A 19,105-nucleotide genomic window follows, 5' to 3' on the forward strand; every position below is an offset into this window, starting at 1 on the left:
AGAATGGCGTGCGGGCGGAAGAGGAGGGAGCATTCGAGCCGTCGCGCTCTTGCGCGTGAAGGACCTGGCGTTTCGTCGAATGAGGCTATGAGCCAGTAGTCCGCTCCAACGTCGAGCTTTTGCCTTCCGCACTCCGATTAAGCTCACGATTGATGCGGTCCTCGACTCGGCGGACAGCAAGAAGCTGCAATCGCGTTCGGGTCTTGCCACTGATCGTCTTGCCCTCGACACTTAAAAGTGTAACGCCATTCGCCCGGCGAAGCTTCCCGAATGCTGTATTGCACGCCTCTGTGTTGCATAAAACAATCAGCCCTGATCACTCACGTCGTCCCGGCCGGCACCGCCGTCGGTCGAGTGCAGCCCGATCCGGCAGGCTTCACGTGAGAACGTTGAGCTGATGGTGAAGGGAGCCGCCGATCCTGTCGGATCGGCGGCCAAGTCTAGGGAGGAAACGCCCGCTAGGGCAGCGGTAGCGAGACTACCGCAAGGCACCGCCAATCTCTTGGCGGATCTCGAGTGACGATCTTTATTGCGGCAAGACCAGAGCGGGTCTGCCGTACTCATCGCGATGGACGTGATGCGAAGAGGTCTGCGCATCGTTGGCTCCAATTAATTCAATTGAGACTGCACTAAAAGAAAAAGTTGCGTACGCGACGTACCGACCGAGTTCTTTTCGCGTTTTCGGTACGTCTTCCACAGGGCAGGGGCATGCTTCGCATCAAGCACACGCCGAGCATGAAATGCGCAGCTTGCCTCTTCCTCCTATCGAGCCGGGCCGCCATTCGCGCGACGAACTTTTTGATCTCACGCCCGGAAGTTTTTTGCCAGTCGCAAAAAGTTCATAAGCAACACGTGACCTTGCTCGGTCAGGACCGACTCCGGGTGGAATTGTATGCCATAGGTTGGTTGATGTCGATGTGCCAGAGCCATGATCTCGCCTTCGTCTGAACGGGCCGTCACCAGCAGATGCGGCGTCTCTGATGCATCAAGTTCGACCGCCAGAGAGTGGTAGCGTCCAACGGAAAGTGGGGACGGGAGCCCCTCGAATAGCCCACGACCGTCATGCGTTGCGCGTGACGCCCGGCCGTGCATGGGACGACGCGCACGCGCTACCCGTCCGCCAAACACGCTGCCGACGCACTGGTGTCCAAGACAGATGCCGAGAATCGGAACATGGCCTGAAAGCTCGCGGACGACGGCAGTGGATATGCCGGCCTCCGTTGGCGTGCATGGGCCAGGGGATATGACAATGGCGCGCGGCTGGAATCGAACGAGGTCAGCGACGCCGATCGCGTCGTTGCGGACGACTTTTGTCTCTGCGCCAAGCTTGCGGAAATAGCGCGCGATATTGAACGCGAAGGAATCGTAATTGTCGATGATGAAGATCAAAACGCACCAGACGGATCGGCGCCGAAGGCATCGAAAAGCCGCCGTGCCTTGGCAAGCGTCTCCTCGTATTCGGCTTCAGGATTCGACATGGCCGTTATCGCTCCCCCTGCATGGAACACAGCCAGGTCATCGTCGATCGTCACGGTGCGGATCGCGATGTTGGTATCCATGTGCCCGTTGAATCCGATAAAGCCGATCGACCCGCAATAGACCTCTCGCGCCACCTTCTCGATGTCCGCGATGATTTCCATCGCGCGCACCTTTGGAACTCCGGTCACGGAGCCCCCCGGAAAGCAGGCGCGGAGCAGACTGACGGCGTCATGGTCCGCGGCGAGTTCGCCTCTGACGATCGAGACGAGGTGGTGGACCGAGGCGTAGGTTTCGAGGTTGCACAGTGCCGTCACCTCGACCGAACTGTCCGTACAAACGCGAGACAAGTCATTGCGAAGGAGGTCGACGACCATGATGTTCTCGGCGCGGTCCTTTTCGGACGCGACGAGAATGTCGGCGCGGCGCCGATCTTCATCCGGATCAGCGGCGCGCGCGATTGTCCCCTTGATCGGGCGCGTCTCGATCTGTCGTCCGTCAAGCTTCAGAAACCGCTCGGGTGAGCTCGATGCGATCGTCAGCCTGTCGTAGCGCAAGAGGGCGGCAAACGGTGCCGGGTTGGATGACCGGAGCTGACAATAGAACGTGACGGGATCGAACAGGGGCGATACCTTGGCACTGAAGCGCTGCGCGATGTTTGCCTGAAATATGTCCCCTGCCAGAATTAGCTCGCCGACGTGCTGGACCGCTGCTACGAAGCTTTCCCGACTGAAGTTCGAATGCCACGCGCCTGCCGTGCCGGGGATGATAATCCGTGGCGACCTTGGCCTGGCAAGCAGGGCGGCAAACTCGTCGGCGCGACGTCGCGCGCGCTCGGCTCGCCTAGTGGGGTCCGGGTCCGGCCATCCGGTCGAGACGATCCAGCACCTGTGGTCCCGATGATCGAAGCTGACCACGACGTCATAGAAATGTAGAATCGATTGGGGCAGCTGGAGACCTGGCACTGACGGCGCGCGCAGCCGCTCCACGGTTCGGTTCAGATCATAAGCAAGGAAGCCGGCAGCGCCGCCCTGGAACGGAGGGAGATCGGAACGATGCGTTTCGGGGTATCTGGCGAGAAGGTCGCGGAGGATTGCCCAGGGATCGCCTGCAAGCGCTTCTCCATTCCAGATTGCCTGTCCATCGACCACCGAATAGGTGCCGAACGGTTCGCAGGCCAGATATGAGTACCGCCCAAGCGGTTCGGGGCCCGTCGCGCTGTCGAGAAAGGTAAGATGAGGTCGCTGCGCCAGGCATCGCAGCGCCCTGACAGGATCAATCCATTGCAACTCGCAGACGTGCATCGGCTATCGAGTGCCGACGATCAGCAGGCTGTGAAGCCGGATCTGATCGTAGGCCCGTCGTGAACAGGGGATGCTTTCGTCCGACACGTGCGAAGCCTCGAAGCTGATGATCAAGCTAACCACCACGAGCTGGTCGGCTGCGTCGCGCGACCTGGCCTACCCCTGCCGCCCCGGCGAACTGCACGTCTGCGGAGAGATCGTAGTCGACGGCAAACCGCAATTCCCGAAGGGGCCGGACGCGCCCGATCGCTTGTCGATACAAATCGTGCTTCTTGTACGCAGCGAGTTCCGTCTCGCTGTCGAATTCACCATACACCACGACATCGATCTCATTACCGAGCTGATCGCTCTTGCGGTTGTACGCAATCTCGAGCCGGCGCGCGTGCGGGATTGAGGTGAGAACCGACAGACCTTCGGAGATCTGGTCGATACCGGAGCTATCCTTGGCTGTGAAGAAGACGATGTGACGGATCATGATAACCGCAAAGGTACGCCGCAACCCGGTCGCGTCTTATATCTGCATCAAGCCGAGCGCAATGCTCGAATGGCATCGTCAGCAGGAAGGCTGTTCGCTGCTCGTGTCATTCCAGCCTTGCCGCAGAAGTTTACAGAAGCTTGAGCAGGATACGGGGTGTCTGCCGGCCCGGCGCTCCGTCCACGGCGTACGAACAGGCGAACCCTGATTGGCGCGATGCTCCGGGCGCTTTGTAAGATCAGGGCGACGATTGTGATCGCAGGCGCTGCGCTGGTATGTGCCATCGCGAATACCAACCCATTATGCGGTCTTCCGTCGATCCTGGCTGATAGGCCGCCATGTCTTTGCGTACGAAGCCATCAGGATCTTACGAAAAGCGTGGAGTTGATTGGAAGGCTCTGCAACGATGATATTTCGGTGGGGGACGCTCGTCGCCGGAATTCGCTTCAGGGCCTGGCGGCGCATCAAGGCTGACTTGCTTTTCGCTGGCAAAATCCCGTAAGCGGACCGCGACACAATGCCCGGGCTGCAACGCGATCAGGTCCGCAACCGTGCTCAAGCCAGGCCAGAGCAGCAAGTGGCCTGTGCACAGACGTCAGGACAGGAGATCCATGCAGATTACGCTTATGAAGGGAAAGATTCATCGCGCCACTGTGACCCAGGCCGATCTGCACTATGAAGGCTCGATATCGATAGATCGTACGCTGCTGAATGCGGCAGGATTCCTCATCAACGAACGGGTGGAGATCTACAATATCGAAACGGGAGCCCGGTTTGCCACCTACGTGATTGAGGCGCCGGAAGGATCCGGCACGATAGGCTTGAATGGAGCCGCTGCGCGGCTCGCGATGACGGGGGACAAGGTGATCATCGTTGCCTATGCCTCCTTCGACGAGGCGGAAGCTATTAGATTCAAGCCCCGCGTTGTGCTGGTTGATCGAGAAAACCGGATACTGCCGGCCTGAATTCGAAAAAAGCCGAGCCGCCGGTCTTCGCGTCAATGAGCCTTCTTGACGATGCTGCGAGACCTCAAGGAAATAGGCAACGAGGTCAATGTGATCGTCCAAGGGGGGGCAACTCGTGCCGCGACCCGAGCGTTTCGAAACGCCCCGCACCCGGTGTGCAGTCTCAGGCCGCGAACAGGGCTGACTATACATTGAACGATCATCTTGCGCCGGCGAGCGCGCCGCGTGCAGGAGGTCATTCTGGCCGGTCGAGGCTAGCGGGTGCACGACTGGGGCGACGAGGCCAGGCTCCCGAGCCGCAGCGCAAGAAGTCCGAAAGTGTCGAAGCGAAAGCTCCGACTTTCTTCGGGGCTGAGATGACCTGTCCTTTGCCAGGATCATCTTGATCGGCTGTGGGGTGCGACCCGCTGGCCGCCCGGTGGATGTTCGCGCGGATAAATCAATGCTCGCAAATCGTTTTGTCTTGGCCGGCCTGCGTCCAGGCAATGAAGCCAAACAGCGTAAATTCAGTCACCAATCGTAAAGCTGCGGTTCGAAGCGTACCGTTCTGCATCCATTGAGATACATCCTGCCAAATTCTGAACGCCGTCGTTCGATCCGGACGATATTTGCGCCCCGAAAACAATCCTGACCTGGTACAACGCATAAAATGCAACTCAGAGGAGCCGCAACCGCGTGCGCGACAAACTTATGTGGTCAACCAGTCAACCGTGCAGTCGCTGCCTCGCATGAGCCAGTGAAGGGAATGGCCTGGCAGCCTCCGGCCCGACTGCCGGGAAGGTCGGGTGTTTCCGTACGCGGATCATCGCAGGAGGTAATCTTCCTAAGTGTAAGGGCAGTTCTCTCGCCGGGCCCAGGCTCGAGAGCTGGCATTGGGTATCGTGGAGAATGAAGTGCGTACAATGCTGGACATTCTCGTCGATGGGACAAAAGGTCAAGCTCGGTGAGGCCGCAGAGAATTGTGGTGACGGGTACGGGCACAGGCGTCGGAAAGACCGTTTTCTGCGCCGGGCTCGTTAATCTCATTGGTGCGAAGTTCTGGAAGCCGGTTCAAGCTGGGGTCGAAGGAGAGACGGACGCCGAGCGTGTCACCCGGCTTGGCGTTCTTCCATCGGATCGCATCCTGCCCGAGCGTTACCGTCTGCAGGCCGCCGATTCGCTCCACTGTTCAACAGAAGCCGAAGAGGTTCGCATCGATACCGATTCGCTGGACGTGCCTGATACCGGAGGGCAGCCACTTGTGATCGAGGGCACCGGCGGATTGATGGAGCCACTGAATTGCGGCTCGGTCTACATTGACGTTCTCGAAAAATGGCGGCTTCCAGTCGTGCTCTGCGCCGGCACTGCTCCGGGAACGATCAATTACTCGCTGCTGTCCATAGAAGTTCTTCGAAAACGTCAGATCGACATTCTCGGCATAGCCTTCATTGGCGAAAGGAATTCGGATGCCGTGAGAGCGATTTGCGAGATTGGCCGGGTGAGGTGGCTGGGGCGCTTGCCCTGGATCGCTCCCTTGTCGGCAGATACGCTGCATGGCGCGTTCAGCGCATCCTTCCGCGGCGATGATTTCAGGCCATGATGCTAAAGAAGAGGTCGTCGACCTGGCATCCGGCGTGTAAATCCTGCTTCGAAAGGTCATTCGCTGTGACTGGCTCGTCTTCACATGGCAGATGACCCTTCACATCATGGACGCAATCCCAGGGAGTTTTCTCAATTGAATGTCTATTCGGATTGTGGTGTTCATCTAATTTCGGCTGAACTTCTCGGTTTCCCCGTTGCTGACGGGCGAGCCATCGGCGAGGGGACTACGGCGAGAGTGCGTGGCGATTGGACTATTAGAACCGGCAACTCCGATGTCCGATTTGTGGCAACGCGCCAGTCTCGTCCATGCGAACCACTCTTTAAACATCGATAGGCTGGAGGCGCCGGCGTGACGACGTTCGATCCATTGCGCGAGGCGGAGGAGCTCCGGGAGCAGCTGGCGTCTGACCGCCGAAGGTTAGTTGTTTTCTTTGGTGCGGGCACATCGCAAGCCGTCGGCCTGGATGGTGTGGTCCAGTTGACCTCAAACGTGCGGAACCAGCTCGACTCCAGGATGCAACCCGAGTACGACCGCGTTCTGTCGGAAGTCGGCGCAGGGGCGCACATTGAGCATGTATTGAATCGCGTAAGGCTTTGCCGAGAGATGATCGGCGACAGCAAAACCGCGACCGCTGGCGGGTTTACTGGCAGCCTCGCAACTGAGCTGGATCGCGCAATCTGCAAAGCCATTTATCAGAGGATATGTGTCGATCCGGCCAAAGGCTTCCAGCTTCATGCGGAGTTCGCCGCATGGTTGAGCTCCATCCAGCGGGCGAAGCCGGTCGAAATTTTCTCTACCAATTATGATCTGCTGATAGAGCGCGGGCTCGAAATAGCACTGGTGCCCTATTTCGACGGATTTCTCGGCGCGGTTAATCCGTATTTCTCCGACGCTGCGGTGGATTTCAAGGATGATACCGACAATCTGAACCAATTGCCCCGTGCATGGGCGCGACTCTGGAAACTGCACGGATCCATCGGATGGCGCGTCGCGGAAGAAGCCATCACTGGAACGAAAAAGGTCGTTCGGCAGCCCTTGATCCCGCCTAAAGCCGATGAAGACCTGATGATTTTCCCTTCGCGGGATAAATATTCCGACTCTCGACGGTTGCCGTTCGTTGCCTTGCACGACCGCCTGCGCCGCCTGACGACTTCGGGAGAGTGTCTGATACTGGTGGCGGGCTATTCGTTCGGTGACGAGCACATCAATGATATCCTTTTTGGCGGGCTTCGAAGCAATAATCGATGCTCGATGACCGTCCTTTCATTTGATCCGTTGAGCAAACCCGATCTTGAGAAGAACCTTATCAAGCCGACCCAGGGAATCAGGAATCTCACTGTCTATGGGCCCGACGCTGCATTAGTCGGTGGTACCATGGGCGCATGGTCTGCGCCGGCGAAATCTCCGTCTGGCGCGTCAAACTGGCCCTTCTGGGATGATACGAGGAACGAATTTACCCTTGGCAATTTCCAAAACCTGCCGCAGTTCTTGCGCGAGTTCATCGGTGCTCGGCCGCTTGCCGCCAAGCTGGGGGCATCGTAGTCCCGATGAAAGACGAAGCCACATACCTTGGTTCGGTCAGACGAGTTGTCGGGGCGACGGTCTATGCCACGCTCTCGTCAGATCTCCCGTCAACCAGTCCGATTGTTCACGGTCGCGTCTATCGGGTCGGTCAAATCGGGAGCTTTGTGCGGATCCCCCTTGGCTTTCTCAACGCGTACGGAATCGTTTCGATGGTCGGCGCCGTGGCGGTGCCCGGCGAGGATCCGCTCATCGCGGCCCGATCGGCCGAATGCACGCTGGAGATCAAGCTCGTAGGTGAGGCCTATCGCAATTCGGCTTTTCAACGTGGGCTAAGCATTTATCCTACCGTCGATGACGAGGTCCACGTCGTCACCGAAGACGACCTCAGCAAAATTTACGCTCCCAGCGAGTCTGCGCCCGTTGCGATCGGCAGTCATTCGGCATCGGAAAGCCTGGAAGCCACGCTCGATCTGGACAAGCTGGTTACCAGGCATGCTGCGATCGTTGGATCAACTGGAGCCGGCAAATCAAACACTGTCGCGGCGATTTTAAAGGCCCTCACGACAGGATCGTTTCCCAAGGCACGTGTGATCGTAATCGATCCGCATGGCGAATACGGTGCTGCATTCCAGGGCATCAGCCGGGTATTCAGTATCGGCGCCAAGGACTATCCGTTCGTGTTGCCGTATTGGTGCCTCTCCTTTGATGAGCTCGGCTGGTTCCTGGTCGACCGACGCGCTGCGTCTGAAACCATCCAGGACGGCAATCTGCGCGACAAGATCGCCGAAATGCGTCGCGTGGCCAGCGTCCGCGTAAAAGTCGGAGCAAACCAGAAAAAGCTGCTCCCGGAGGAGGTGACGGCGGACGCGCCGCTTCCGTTCGGCATTCGTGACCTTTGGTATCATTTCGACCGTCTGGAGAGGGTGACCTATAACGAAATAGCTCGCGTGACCGAGGCGCTCATCGCGGAGGGAAACGCGAAGACGCTGACATCCGCAAAGTTCAGCCCCGCCGCTTTAGGGAGCACGGCTCCATTCAAACCACAGCCGGCGCCTATAATGGCAGCGTATACCAACAAGATCGCCCAGCGCTTGCGGGACCGTCGGTATGATTTCCTGCTCAATCCGGGAGATTTCGACGGGGCGACAAAGGACCTGGCTGATCTGGTCGAATCCTGGGTCAACCACGACCAGCCGATCACGGTGCTGGATCTTGCGGGCGTTCCGTCCGATGTAATGGACTTGGTAGTTGGCTTGCTGTCCAGGTTGCTTTTTGAGGTGATGTTCTGGGGGAAGGATCTACCTGACATAGGCAAGCAACGGCCGCTTCTGCTCGTGTTCGAGGAAGCCCATCGCTATCTGCCCAGCGGAGAGGGGAGCTTCATCCAAGGCTACGCTCGCCGGTCGGTTCAGAGAATTCTCAAGGAAGGTCGAAAGTATGGGTTAGGCGCAGTGCTTGTGAGCCAAAGGCCGTCCGAGCTGGATGAGACCCTTCTTTCACAGTGCGGCACGTTTATCGCCTTGCGGTTAAGCAACAGCCAGGACCAGGGTCGGATCAAAAGTGCCGTGCCAGACGAACTTGCTGGATTGGTGGACCTTTTGCCCGCTTTACGGACCGGCGAGGCGATCATTTCCGGCGAAGCAACGCAGATACCCAGCCGTGTCAGGATCAAGCTCATCGAGCCCAGGCCCAAGAGCGGCGATCCCGAAGTATCAAAGCTCTGGGCGGACGGCGCAAAACCAAATCCTGACTACACGGTTGCGGTCACGAATTGGCGAAGACAACAAAGTTGATTTGGGAGAATACAATTGGAGTACCAGCCTGTGTCATCCTCGACGGTTGCCGCAATTGGCTACGTCGACGCCACGAATACTCTGGGTGTGATGTTCGTAAAAGGTGGCGAGTATCACTACCATGGAGTTCCTCGCGAGGTCTTCGAGGGTCTGCTCGGAGCTTCCTCGGTGGGCGCCTATTTCGACGCCAATGTAAAAAAAGCGAGCTATCCATTTTCGAAGGTTGGTTAGACGGGTTGCCGCCACCGGCTCCCTCTCAGGCCGAGCCCGATCGGTAGAACCCAAAGGCCAGCTGATCTTTCGATCTCCGAAGGCGTAGACGGTGAGACGAAGCTCGGTGCGCATCGCGTACCGACTCGCGCTTGCCCGCTTTCCATCGCGAATATCGCTTCACGAGCACGTCCTTGGGTCCTTTGCCATGTCTTGTCATGGCTAAGGCCTCCGCTGTCAGGCGGGATGAAGCCCGCCGCTCGGCTTGCCAAACTCGCAAGCCCGCGCCTTTGAACCAGCCTTGCGACTGTGACAAAGGAGTAGCCGGTGACGGCCAGCCCAATTTATACGATTCGTAGTTCGGGATGCGATATCGGCCACGCACCGAACGGGCAGTCTGCGGAAATCCTTCTGGTCGTTGCCGCCCCAAGGAAGTCCCTGCGAACAGCTTTTGGCTGTCTCAAGGGGAGGACTGCCGGCCGAGATCGGTCGCATTGAGCAATCCGCAGATTGGATAAACCGCGCTGGTGAACATGCTGGTCGCGCATTCCAGTATCTCGAAGAGATTTCGCGCCGCGTAGAGCCGGCTGGTTAGGATGAGCCCACATCCGGTTGCGGATGCCGGAAGAGCGCATATCGAGCTTAAGGGTCCGAATAGTTGACCGCTCCCGGCTTGCCATTAGGCGAACATGCGACGGGCACCACCAAGAGATGGAGTGCCACGCCCGTCATAGCTGCGACCCCCGCGATACCGTGTCCGGTCCGGCATTCGAAACCAGATGCGCGAGGAACGACAGGAGACGTCCTGGCGGAATACTGCAAGGCGTTCTTAGCCACATCGCTGATCGACCGCAGGACCGGCCGGCAAAGCCTTTCCAGTTCCCCGGCACAATCTGCAAAACATCAAGCCAACGAGAGGCATGCAAGACGCGATGGAGCTCTGATCTCATTGTTCGCCTGGACGAAGTTGCTGAACAGCATCTGACTTCGCCACTGCAGAGACGGCGAACCTGACGGCGAACAACGAGACAAGCCAGCGCAACGCAGCGGTCCTTCCGACGTTTGTACAGATCGTACAGTGGCTGAGTATCAATTGCCCACGATCGCAAACCAGGCAACTGAGCGCAAAATTATTCTGCGGCAAGCGCCCGACGGGTCTCGACTTAAGATAGCGCCAATGGCAATAATCAACTATGTTCAAGGGTTGTTTAGATGCGCAAAATTATTGCGGTGGCAGCAGGGGTGCTGATCGCGACGAGCGGTGATGTCCTGGCCTTCGGTCAGGAGGGGCATTCGATCATCGCGGAAATCGCGCAACGGCGACTAAATCAGGAAGCCGCAGCGCAGGTCGAGCGATTGCTTGGCAAAGGTCATTCCCTTGCAGCTGTCGGGAGCTGGGCCGATGACGTCCGGGATCAACGGCCTGAAACATACAATTGGCATTTTGTCGATCTGCCTGTCGCGGCGAATACGTATCAGGCCGGCCGTGATTGCAATCCGCCCGACAGGGCGACAAAAGGCGATTGCGTATTGGCTGAGCTGGACCGCTTGCGTTCTGATCTACGGTGCGCGTCCAACGGACGCGGCCAGGGCGGACGCTCTCAGGTTTGCCGTTCATTTTATCGGGGACTTGCATCAGCCGCTCCATACTGTGCTGGAAGCCAGGGGCGGTAACGACGTCCACGTAACCTCGAGCATTCATGGAAACACCTGCAGTATGAACTGCAACGCATCAACAAACCTGCATGCGTTCTGGGACTCCGGTCTGATTCTCAAGGTGGTCTGGGATTGGGGCGCTTACGTTGATCGCCTCGAGACAGGATGGCTCAACAGTGCCGAAGCAAACAATGCGGAGCAGGGCACACTGCAGGATTGGGCGGAACAGACGCACGCTGAGGCAACGACCATCTGGAATGCAGTCCCGCCAGACAAGACCTTGGCCGACAATTACTATCAGTTGTCCTTGCCCGTATTGGATCGTCAACTGGGAAGGGCAGGTCTTCGTCTTGCTCGCTTCCTGAACGAGTCCTATGCGCCGGGAAGTTGCCCAATCCAGTAGTTCAGGAGGCCGCCTTGGCAAGTGATGTAGTCTCTCGCTCCGGCGAGATCGCGTCCGGCCGTGAACGTGATCTCGATGTTGCGCGCCAGTGGATGGACGCTGCTCTCGAAGTGAAGGACGCTGGTTCAGCGAAGCAAGGCACTAGGCCTTGCGATTCCGACTTGGCTATATGGCAAGGAGCCGACCATGCCGTTTGCGACCCGCTACGCACAATTCTTCCAGAACAGCATTCGAGAGGAGGCGCTTGTCACCAGTCCCGAGTCGGGATTGTCCATGCGCAGGGCGGCGGCAGGACCATGCGAGAGATCTTTGAGGATGCCGAACAGAATTACTACGCTGGCTCCGCTCATGACTTTACTCCGATGATTTTTTTCAATCCTGAGAGGTTCTGGGAAGGCGATACCGAATTTGACGCTTCCGGTACGCTCGTTCGGCCTGGAATCAAGATCGATGACTTCATCACGCGCATGTTTCGCTACGGGCGAGGCGATGCAGCCGAATGTTTGAAGAAGCTGTGTTTTACGACCGGTCCTGGAATTATCGACCAGGTATTGCATGCGCACGCTCCCGTTGCGCAGCGCAATCCGGCGCCCTCGCTCGTCGGTGATCCTTTGAATATTGCTCTCGGCCCGTCCAAACGGGAACCGACGGTTGTTTGAGGCAGGTGTCCGCGGTATCCAGAAAAGATGGCTCACCTAGTGCTCGATTGTAAGGTGAAGGCGTGCAATGTCGCAATGGACTAAAAGCATATTGGTGTGGGGCCTGCGGGGTGTCCTCGTCCTGCTCGCCATAGTTGGAGGCATCCACGCCGTAAACGTACTGGGTGGCCCATCGAAGCCGACGAATATCGAGGCCGATACTGTCGCATCGGACTGGAATGAGGCGGTCCATAAGCTCAATATCGAACCTATCTACCCGCCTCAGGAGGATGTTTACGTAGGCGATATCTACGCAACGATAAGCAGCGGTGAGCCTGACTTCCTCGGTCGTTCGATCAAGCTTTGGCACCTGAACCTAAACGGGGCGATCGAACGAAGCTATCGCGATCTGCCTGTCTTTCCCACGACAGGACCTGTACCCGAGAAGGATGGCGAGGTCTGGCAGCAGGAGACAGCCGACTTCCTCTTCTCACCGGCACAGCGAAAATCGTTATCGTTGGTGGCTTTTCCAAGTTTTGTTGTCAGGCACGCGCGCGGTGCCTCTGCGGGTGGCAGCTTCGCTGGATGGAAGGCATTATTTGGTGCGAGCCGAGATAGCGAAGAGCGGGAGGAATTAAGATTCCCCCGTACGGAGACTTACGGAGTAAATGCCACGGAGGCTACGGCGGCACTGATCAGTTTCTGTGAGGCCGAGAGAAGCAAGCCCATCTGCGCCGACACGGGGGTACGGCAGATGCTGTCAATGTTGGTCGGCGAGGCCATTTGGAAGCCGGCCCTGGACGCGCAAGGCAAGTCCACAGGTCGTTATGCGATCAACGTCGAACTGGTCCTCGTGAGCCAAGTCTATCTGACGCGGTCGATCGTTCGGGTCCATTCCGTGGACAGCCGTCAGGCGCAGATCGCGCAGGTCGTCCAGAAAGTACAGGAGCTTGGCGATCAGCCGGCGCCCGCGCCATCTGCCGCCGGCAGCCAAGGCGGCGAGGCTGCGAAGCCGTTCACGAGGGACCAGACCCAAAAGCTGAAGGAGCTTCAAGATAGCCTCAAGGATCTGAACCGGTCGGTTGCGGGTGCCACGGTGACCGCTACGGCGACGGATGGAACGAGCATCGCACTCAATCAAGTCTTTCCGCGGCCGATTGCTATCGGTGTCAAGACTGTCAGGCGTATCCCGACTCCGAGCCAGACCGGCGCGGGAGCGGGCCAGCAACGAGGGCGTTCAAAATGACGCGATATATCGTCATGGGCATCTTCATCGTATCAATGGCTGGCGCGGCAGCCCAACAGGCTCCAGACACGGCTCCCGCGGCCCCCGCCAGCCCCGGCGCGAACACACAGCCCGAAGCGACGCCGGAGACCACATGCCCAAATGACGACTCTCTTTGTATTCTGGCACAGAGCCTGAAGAAAAAGGATCCTGCTACCGGCTCGCATTCGGGCTCGTCAGGGGGCTTCATCGCCAATCAGCCCCCGACCGTGCCGGGAAACAGGCTGGATCTGCAATTTCTTCAGAAAAATGAAGTGAAGGGATGAACTCGGGAGGTGATGGCAGGTGACTACGCCGATCGACGCCGTTGCACGGAGCATGAGAGCCGATCTCGAACGCGCTCTGATTGTGCACGGAAGGACGAAGATCAGCGCTTTTGAACGTGACCGATTATCGCGGAAATCCTGTTGCGATTAATCCCGCGAGGGTGATCAACCTGCGGGCAGGTGCCGCCGCACGCGCCGAGGAGCACGGTGTTCGTCGACTACGCACCTAACGGGAAACTTCGTGCGGAGAGCGCTGCTCGTGGCTCATCTGTTCGGCACGCACATCAAGCTGAGTGCGTTCTACGCACCCGACCGCTCAGGTGATCAACCGCGACGGCTTTCCATCCGTAGCGGGGGACGATGCCTATGCCGGCAACGCCGTGATGATCGTTACGGTTGAGTTCGAAAATATGCGGGTGTCTGCACGAAACAGGATCGCTGTGCGCGAAAGCGTGCATGAGGCTCGAGCCATCCTTGATGCTGCACCGCTTGTCTGCCGATGTGTCCCAGCTACCGGTCAATATCTGCCGGATTATTCAGACCAACTATCGGGCTCGCTGCGCATCAAAAGGCCCCGTTCTACTTCAAGCTGGATCGGCTGATTATGGCCTGTATCGTGTTCGCCTGACAGAGCCTTATTCCCATGTCCAGCGCGAGCTTGAAAAACTCTTCGGCGGCCTCGTGCCTGGGAATGCGATGCCGCCGACAAATAGCGATCGCTTTCTTCGCAAGGTCAATCCCGTCGCTCCCGCTCACCCACTCCGGATTGCCGACTTCCCGTTCGAATTCGGAAATTGCGGTTGAAGGTAACTCGCATCCGTTCAAAAAATATCGAAGATACGGCTTGAAGTGAGGATGCTCGAAGATTTCTTCGCCTCTGGTACCGTTTCTTTCGAAAAGGCTTTGCCGGGATCCCCTCGGTCGACCCGGCTTGTAGCTGGCGTCCGTGAAAAAATCGACGCGATGCTGAGGTATTGCTCTGCGATCGACGAGCGATTTCATCAGCGCCAGAATCGGTGCCCGATTGCTTTGGTAGACTGCGTGCGCGTCGACCCCAACCGGCAAGTCGTCGCGGAGATCAACCTTACGCAGGAGCTCTTGTTCTTCGGACGTCAACGCAATGTGGTACGTGGTCATGCCCGTTATTTCTGACCGTAACGTTCGGCTCGCCCGTCGAGTGCCGGCGAGAATCTTTATGCGACTATCCCGCTTTCCGTTCGGGGTCGCCTACCGCTTCCAGCATTGGGACCTCCAGGCACGGAATCTCTGGCATCGCCTTGCCGGCGATCGCTTGCAGGTCGCCCACCATGCCGACTGTAGAGTCAATCACCGCCAGTATTTGCGTTTCCCGCTTGGCCCACTGCCTCCCCATGAATTTGCGCTCCTTGTCCAGGTCCTCGCGCATATCATTGAATTTCTCGACCACGGCATCTACCCGCTGGCGGAATTTCGTGCCGGTCAGGTATTGGTAGACCTGCTCCATCTTGGTCTGCTGTCCTTGTTGTACCATGCGCGAGCTGTTGACGTCGATAAGTCCCTGGCGAAGAGCCACTGCAACCGGAAGCGCACATCGCGGATGAGCAACCCAGATCCCGTCGATGAGATCAAAGTGCTCAACATGCTTCGGTAAAGCCTGTGAGACGATAAGCGCCACGTCGGCGCCGCAGCGACGTTGATCATCGCGAAGTTTCGCAAGCCAGCCGTCGCTCCAGGCTTTGGTCCGCTTCGACTCCCAGAGGATGATCCCGGCCGGCTGGCTGATCGAGCCGTTCACCTGCTGCATCACGTCGGCACCGAGCTCACCCTTGCCGACCGGCTCGATCAGATCGGTCGGAAACCTTCCCCGCAGCAATTCCTCGAGTTCAAGTTCGAGAACCTCACCTTGCGACTGTTGCGAACCTTGCTCAGCCTTGCGCTTCAATTCCTCGATGGTGCGGGCCATGGACACGATCGTCTGGTCCTTTTCCGCAACGCGCAGACGCGCGGCTTCGTCGGCATCCTGCTTTGCCTTGGCCTGGATTTCCCCGATGGATGCCTGCACGCGCTTTTCTATGGTCAAGTCGAGCTCGCGCTTTTCGTCCTCGAGCGCCCGCTGCTGTCGCATCAGTTCGGCCTGTTGCTTCTGTGCCTCGGCGAGCTTGAGATTGTTGTTGGCCAAATTGGCCCGTAGCTCTGCGGCTTCCGCTTCCCGCGCTTGTAGTTCAGCGGCAGCCGCCTCGCGGGCCTTCTTTCCCTCGCTGGCGGCAAGTTGGGCCCTTTCTGCCGCCAATCGCTGTGCGACCTGGTCTTCAACTTGTTCGCGGTCCTTCGAAAGTTGCTCGCGTTCCAGGCGTAACGCCTCGACCTTGCGAGCCAGCTCGGCGTCCTTGCTCGCCAGCTGTTCCTGGAAGCGTTGACGCGTCTCGGCAAGCAGCGGCGCAGCCAACGATTCCGTCAAGTGGATCTCGTGATTGCAATTGGGGCATCGCAGGGTCGGTTCAGTCGAAGCGCCGGCTGCCGTTGCTTTGAAGCTCATGAATTTTTCCTACTCGGACCCGCGCCGATTGAACATCATCCAGGAAGGATTGGGACGTCTGGGGCGGCGATGTCCACATCCTGTTCGTCGGTCGCAGCCTTGATCTCGGGCTTATCCACGCAATCCGCGCTTTCGAGCAGGGCAGCAAATCGTCGCTCTGGTGGAGATTTGTTTTTTGACTATCTCCGGCCGAGATGGAAGGGATTGGCGGCCTTCAATGTTCCTGTTGTGTTCTGATGGGGCGCCGACGAACTGATACTCGGGCTTGTGCTGCAGCTTCGTGGGCATCCTCAGATGCCACGCAACGAGTCTCTTTGAAGATCACCGATGTGCAGCGAGGAGCTTCAGAACGGAGCTTGCGTCCTCGACAGTCCTCGCCACGGCGAATTCGGCATCATTGCCATAGACGAGTCAGATGCCCCTTCAAAGAGGATGCCTGAAAGCCGCGGCTGCTTGAATACCAGCACTCCAAAGGGTGGGCTTTGGCGAAGTCGCGTAGCCACAATGAGCGCGGGGATTACTATCACGAAAGTGTCGGTGGGCGGCGGTGAAAGGGCTCGACGCCAGGCGGCTGCAACCGATCTGCCCGATTGTCCCCTCGGCGACAACGAAGCGAGAGAGCCATGGCGTGTGATGGCGCGTAAGTTGTTCGGTCAGCATGCGGACCGTCGATTTGATAAGCAATCCGCGTGCGAACCAACGAGCAAGCTGGGGCTATCCAGGTCTGTGAGCGCATCGATCGTGGCAGCGAGTCAGGCAGTCGTACGGGTGCACGCCTATTCAAAGTCGGGGAGATCTCGCCGAACTCTCACTTCGTCAGGCTGCCCCGTTCCTGCGCGCGAGCATCAGCAAGGCAATCTTCCATTGCAGGATCCTTCCGGTGGCAAGTGCACCGAGCGCGCGAGCAGCGCACGTTTGTATTGGTTGCCTGCGTATTCCTCGACGTTCCGGTCCCATCACGACAAATCACAGTTCGCTTCAGGATGAGGCCGACAGAGGAATGGTACGATTAGTACCAAACCGAGTATCTGCTGACTTGTGAAAACACTATCTGCGCTTGCCGATTTGTCGTAGGTCCTTTTGATCCGGCCGGGCCAGACGATCTCCTCAGGCGCGATGCAATTCATGCCTGAAGATAATCAGAAGACATGGGATACGCTGACACTTTCTGGTTGTCTGGTCAGACGTATCCGGACTAGGCTCGCGTCCGGGTTGTGAAGCGTCGCGTTGAGCAAGCCATCCAGTCTTCCGAAGAGCCGGGCATTGGTGAAGTCCGGCGCCGACAGTGAAGCCGCGGAAGGCTGGACACTACTAGGCGAGCGAGCCATTGCCGACTAGGCTTGGCGCGAGGCCGGTCTTCTACTGACGAATTTTGAGTGCGCTAGCTTATTTGACTTGTTTATATTGGGGGATTCTATGGGCATGCAGACGAACGCAAATCGCCTGTGTTTGTTTAGCGCGTTTTTGGTGTTGAGTGGGTGCGCCATTGCGCCAGTCACGGATGACGTTGCGCACATTTCAGCGTCCAATATTGCGAGGCAGGTCCGCTGTGAAGCCCGGCAGGCCGTAATCAATGCGTTGCTCGGTTATCTCGCAAGTCCAGACAACAACATGAATAAAAACAAGCTCGACGACTATTCGTATGCTGTTGGTGTCGAACTGCAGCGGGCCTACAACGAGAATCCCGAGTCGATCAGAACCTTCGATCCTTCTCAGGTGACCGGTTTTGCCCGCACAGTGACAAGGCTCCTCTACAGCACAGGCATAGCCTACTATTACGATCTGACGGGCCTGGAGACGAACAACATAGATCCGGCTGCGAATTTGATTCGGCCGACGCCTATCACTTCACTTGTAACCCTCGGCCTTACCGGAAATTTCGACAGGCAGAGACAGAATGAATGGTCGTTTACGATCACCGACAACTTCGGAAACCTCGTTCAGAAGACAAGCGAGAGCTATTGCACCAACCATTTGGCTAGAACTGAAGATTATGTCTATCCCATCGCCGGAAAGGTTGGCCTCGCCAAGATGATCAAGGAATTCACCTTGATGAGCCTTTTTGAAAATCTCGATGCGGTCAACAAGGACGTGGCGGCGGTGAAGAAAGGACCGCCGAGCATGGTTCAGCAGCTTCAGTTCACCACGACTATAGGTGGCGGCGCATCGCCTAAAATTGTGTTCGCGCCGAAAGGAGCGTCGTTGCAGGTCACTGATGTGAGCTTTCCCATTGCGTTGTCGCGCAAGGATACGCACCAGCTGACGGTGGGGCTATATCTGGACAAGGGCGAGGGAAAGATTCTCGAGGCGGCCAGAGGCCCGATTTATGAAGGGTCGCTTATCACAGCGACAGGCGGAAGGGCCGAGCAAGGCGCGGCTCGTGCAGTTCAGCAATTCCTGGCACTAAAGATCTTCAAACCGGCACTGTAAGGGGATTCCGACATGGCAAAAGTTAAAAGAGCTAAGAAACGCACACCATCGCACGTTGGGGAGGCGAGAAATGCTGCCAGGACAGGCGCGGCGCCAAAGCCCGTCCGTGCAGGAGGAGTCCACGTCGACTTTGGTGTGCAAGGCCTGGGAAAGATCATGAGTGCCGTACATAACGCTGGCCTAAGTGAAGAGCTCAATGCTCATCTCAAGGACTCCGGGCAGTTCGTCAAAGTGCGCCGCAAAATCCTGACGGCGATAAAAGACTTCGTGAAGGACAAGCCGCAGCTCGCCAATTTGGCCAGGACGATCGGAGAATGTGACTGTCCACCCGACGATCCCGGGTGCGTCTACATTCCGGGGTAGGTCGGGCTGACGGGTAGCGACGAAGAGACCGGGCTGTGAAGCGCCCCGCCTTCGCTTTTTGCTACCGGGCTGCGCCGCCGTCGATTTTGGCGCACGCCGCAGCCGGCCTTGGTCGGCGAGGAGCCGCCGGCTACTTGGGGCCGTGCGGCTTCTTCCTCTCGGCGAATCGTCGGCCCTCAGAGCGGGTCCAGCTCCAAGCGAAGCACGTCCTGGCGTCAGA

The 19,105-nt window shown here is 58.0% G+C and carries 18 protein-coding genes; 13 read left to right on the forward strand and 5 right to left on the reverse strand.

Annotated elements, in window-relative coordinates; all coding sequences use genetic code 11:
• Positions 1-804 precede the first annotated feature (804 nt).
• From ACVINW_RS18440 to ACVINW_RS18450, 3 genes are all read right to left on the reverse strand, one after another.
• Positions 805-1,389 (reverse strand): anthranilate synthase component II, encoded by a 585-nt coding sequence (locus ACVINW_RS18440; protein ID WP_456752616.1) that lies wholly within the window; start codon positions 1,387-1,389, stop codon positions 805-807.
• Positions 1,386-2,780, reverse strand: coding sequence for an aminodeoxychorismate synthase component I (gene pabB / locus ACVINW_RS18445; RefSeq protein WP_456752617.1), 1,395 nt, complete (start codon positions 2,778-2,780; stop codon positions 1,386-1,388). Before pabB ends, ACVINW_RS18440 begins: the two co-directional genes overlap by 4 nt.
• 115 nt (positions 2,781-2,895) lie before the next feature.
• Complete coding sequence (locus ACVINW_RS18450; RefSeq protein WP_456752618.1) at positions 2,896-3,255, reverse strand: Dabb family protein; 360 nt, start codon at positions 3,253-3,255, stop codon at positions 2,896-2,898.
• A gap of 611 nt (positions 3,256-3,866) precedes the next feature.
• Here ACVINW_RS18450 and panD point away from each other — a divergent pair.
• The 11 genes from panD to ACVINW_RS18505 all read left to right on the forward strand — a co-directional run bounded on the left by panD (position 3,867) and on the right by ACVINW_RS18505 (position 14,179).
• The gene (gene panD / locus ACVINW_RS18455; RefSeq protein WP_456752619.1) at positions 3,867-4,220 is read left to right on the forward strand and encodes an aspartate 1-decarboxylase; all 354 of its coding nucleotides are present in this window, start codon (positions 3,867-3,869) and stop codon (positions 4,218-4,220) included.
• Positions 4,221-5,163: 943 nt separating this feature from the next.
• Entirely contained in the window at positions 5,164-5,799 is a 636-nt protein-coding gene (locus ACVINW_RS18460) for a dethiobiotin synthase (protein WP_456752620.1), read from the forward strand.
• A 351-nt stretch (positions 5,800-6,150) separates the two neighbouring features.
• On the forward strand, positions 6,151-7,344 hold the full coding sequence (locus ACVINW_RS18465) for an SIR2 family protein (protein ID WP_456752621.1): 1,194 nt from the start codon (positions 6,151-6,153) through the stop codon (positions 7,342-7,344).
• A 5-nt stretch (positions 7,345-7,349) separates the two neighbouring features.
• Complete coding sequence (locus tag ACVINW_RS18470; RefSeq protein ID WP_456752622.1) at positions 7,350-9,119, forward strand: ATP-binding protein; 1,770 nt, start codon at positions 7,350-7,352, stop codon at positions 9,117-9,119.
• Between the two features lie 15 nt (positions 9,120-9,134).
• Positions 9,135-9,350, forward strand: a complete 216-nt coding sequence (locus ACVINW_RS18475) for a KTSC domain-containing protein (RefSeq protein ID WP_456752623.1) — start codon at positions 9,135-9,137, stop codon at positions 9,348-9,350.
• A 1,191-nt stretch (positions 9,351-10,541) separates the two neighbouring features.
• A complete protein-coding gene (locus ACVINW_RS18480; RefSeq protein ID WP_456752624.1) occupies positions 10,542-11,003 on the forward strand; it encodes a S1/P1 nuclease in 462 nt (153 codons plus the stop codon).
• On the forward strand, positions 10,888-11,388 hold the full coding sequence (locus ACVINW_RS18485; RefSeq protein ID WP_456756434.1) for a S1/P1 nuclease: 501 nt from the start codon (positions 10,888-10,890) through the stop codon (positions 11,386-11,388). Before ACVINW_RS18480 ends, ACVINW_RS18485 begins: the two co-directional genes overlap by 116 nt.
• A gap of 14 nt (positions 11,389-11,402) precedes the next feature.
• Positions 11,403-12,047 carry a hypothetical protein gene (locus ACVINW_RS18490; RefSeq protein WP_456752625.1) on the forward strand — a complete coding sequence of 215 codons (645 nt, stop codon included), beginning with the start codon at positions 11,403-11,405 and terminating at the stop codon, positions 12,045-12,047.
• A 67-nt stretch (positions 12,048-12,114) separates the two neighbouring features.
• Positions 12,115-13,272 (forward strand): hypothetical protein, encoded by a 1,158-nt coding sequence (locus ACVINW_RS18495; RefSeq protein WP_456752626.1) that lies wholly within the window; start codon positions 12,115-12,117, stop codon positions 13,270-13,272.
• Positions 13,269-13,577, forward strand: coding sequence for a hypothetical protein (locus tag ACVINW_RS18500; RefSeq protein WP_456752627.1), 309 nt, complete (start codon positions 13,269-13,271; stop codon positions 13,575-13,577). Before ACVINW_RS18495 ends, ACVINW_RS18500 begins: the two co-directional genes overlap by 4 nt.
• A gap of 320 nt (positions 13,578-13,897) precedes the next feature.
• Positions 13,898-14,179: a hypothetical protein gene (locus ACVINW_RS18505; protein ID WP_456752628.1), complete on the forward strand. Its 282-nt coding sequence runs from the start codon at positions 13,898-13,900 to the stop codon at positions 14,177-14,179.
• Here ACVINW_RS18505 and ACVINW_RS18510 read toward each other — a convergent pair.
• Complete coding sequence (locus ACVINW_RS18510; RefSeq protein WP_456752629.1) at positions 14,157-14,714, reverse strand: hypothetical protein; 558 nt, start codon at positions 14,712-14,714, stop codon at positions 14,157-14,159. The genes ACVINW_RS18505 and ACVINW_RS18510 overlap by 23 nt on opposite strands.
• A gap of 64 nt (positions 14,715-14,778) precedes the next feature.
• The gene (locus ACVINW_RS18515) at positions 14,779-16,092 is read right to left on the reverse strand and encodes a DUF2130 domain-containing protein (RefSeq protein WP_456752630.1); all 1,314 of its coding nucleotides are present in this window, start codon (positions 16,090-16,092) and stop codon (positions 14,779-14,781) included.
• Between the two features lie 1,422 nt (positions 16,093-17,514).
• Here ACVINW_RS18515 and ACVINW_RS18520 point away from each other — a divergent pair.
• On the forward strand, positions 17,515-18,522 hold the full coding sequence (locus tag ACVINW_RS18520; RefSeq protein WP_456752631.1) for a hypothetical protein: 1,008 nt from the start codon (positions 17,515-17,517) through the stop codon (positions 18,520-18,522).
• A gap of 12 nt (positions 18,523-18,534) precedes the next feature.
• On the forward strand, positions 18,535-18,885 hold the full coding sequence (locus ACVINW_RS18525; RefSeq protein ID WP_456752632.1) for a hypothetical protein: 351 nt from the start codon (positions 18,535-18,537) through the stop codon (positions 18,883-18,885).
• Positions 18,886-19,105 lie beyond the last annotated feature (220 nt).

This window comes from Bradyrhizobium sp. USDA 4461 (assembly GCF_054055655.1).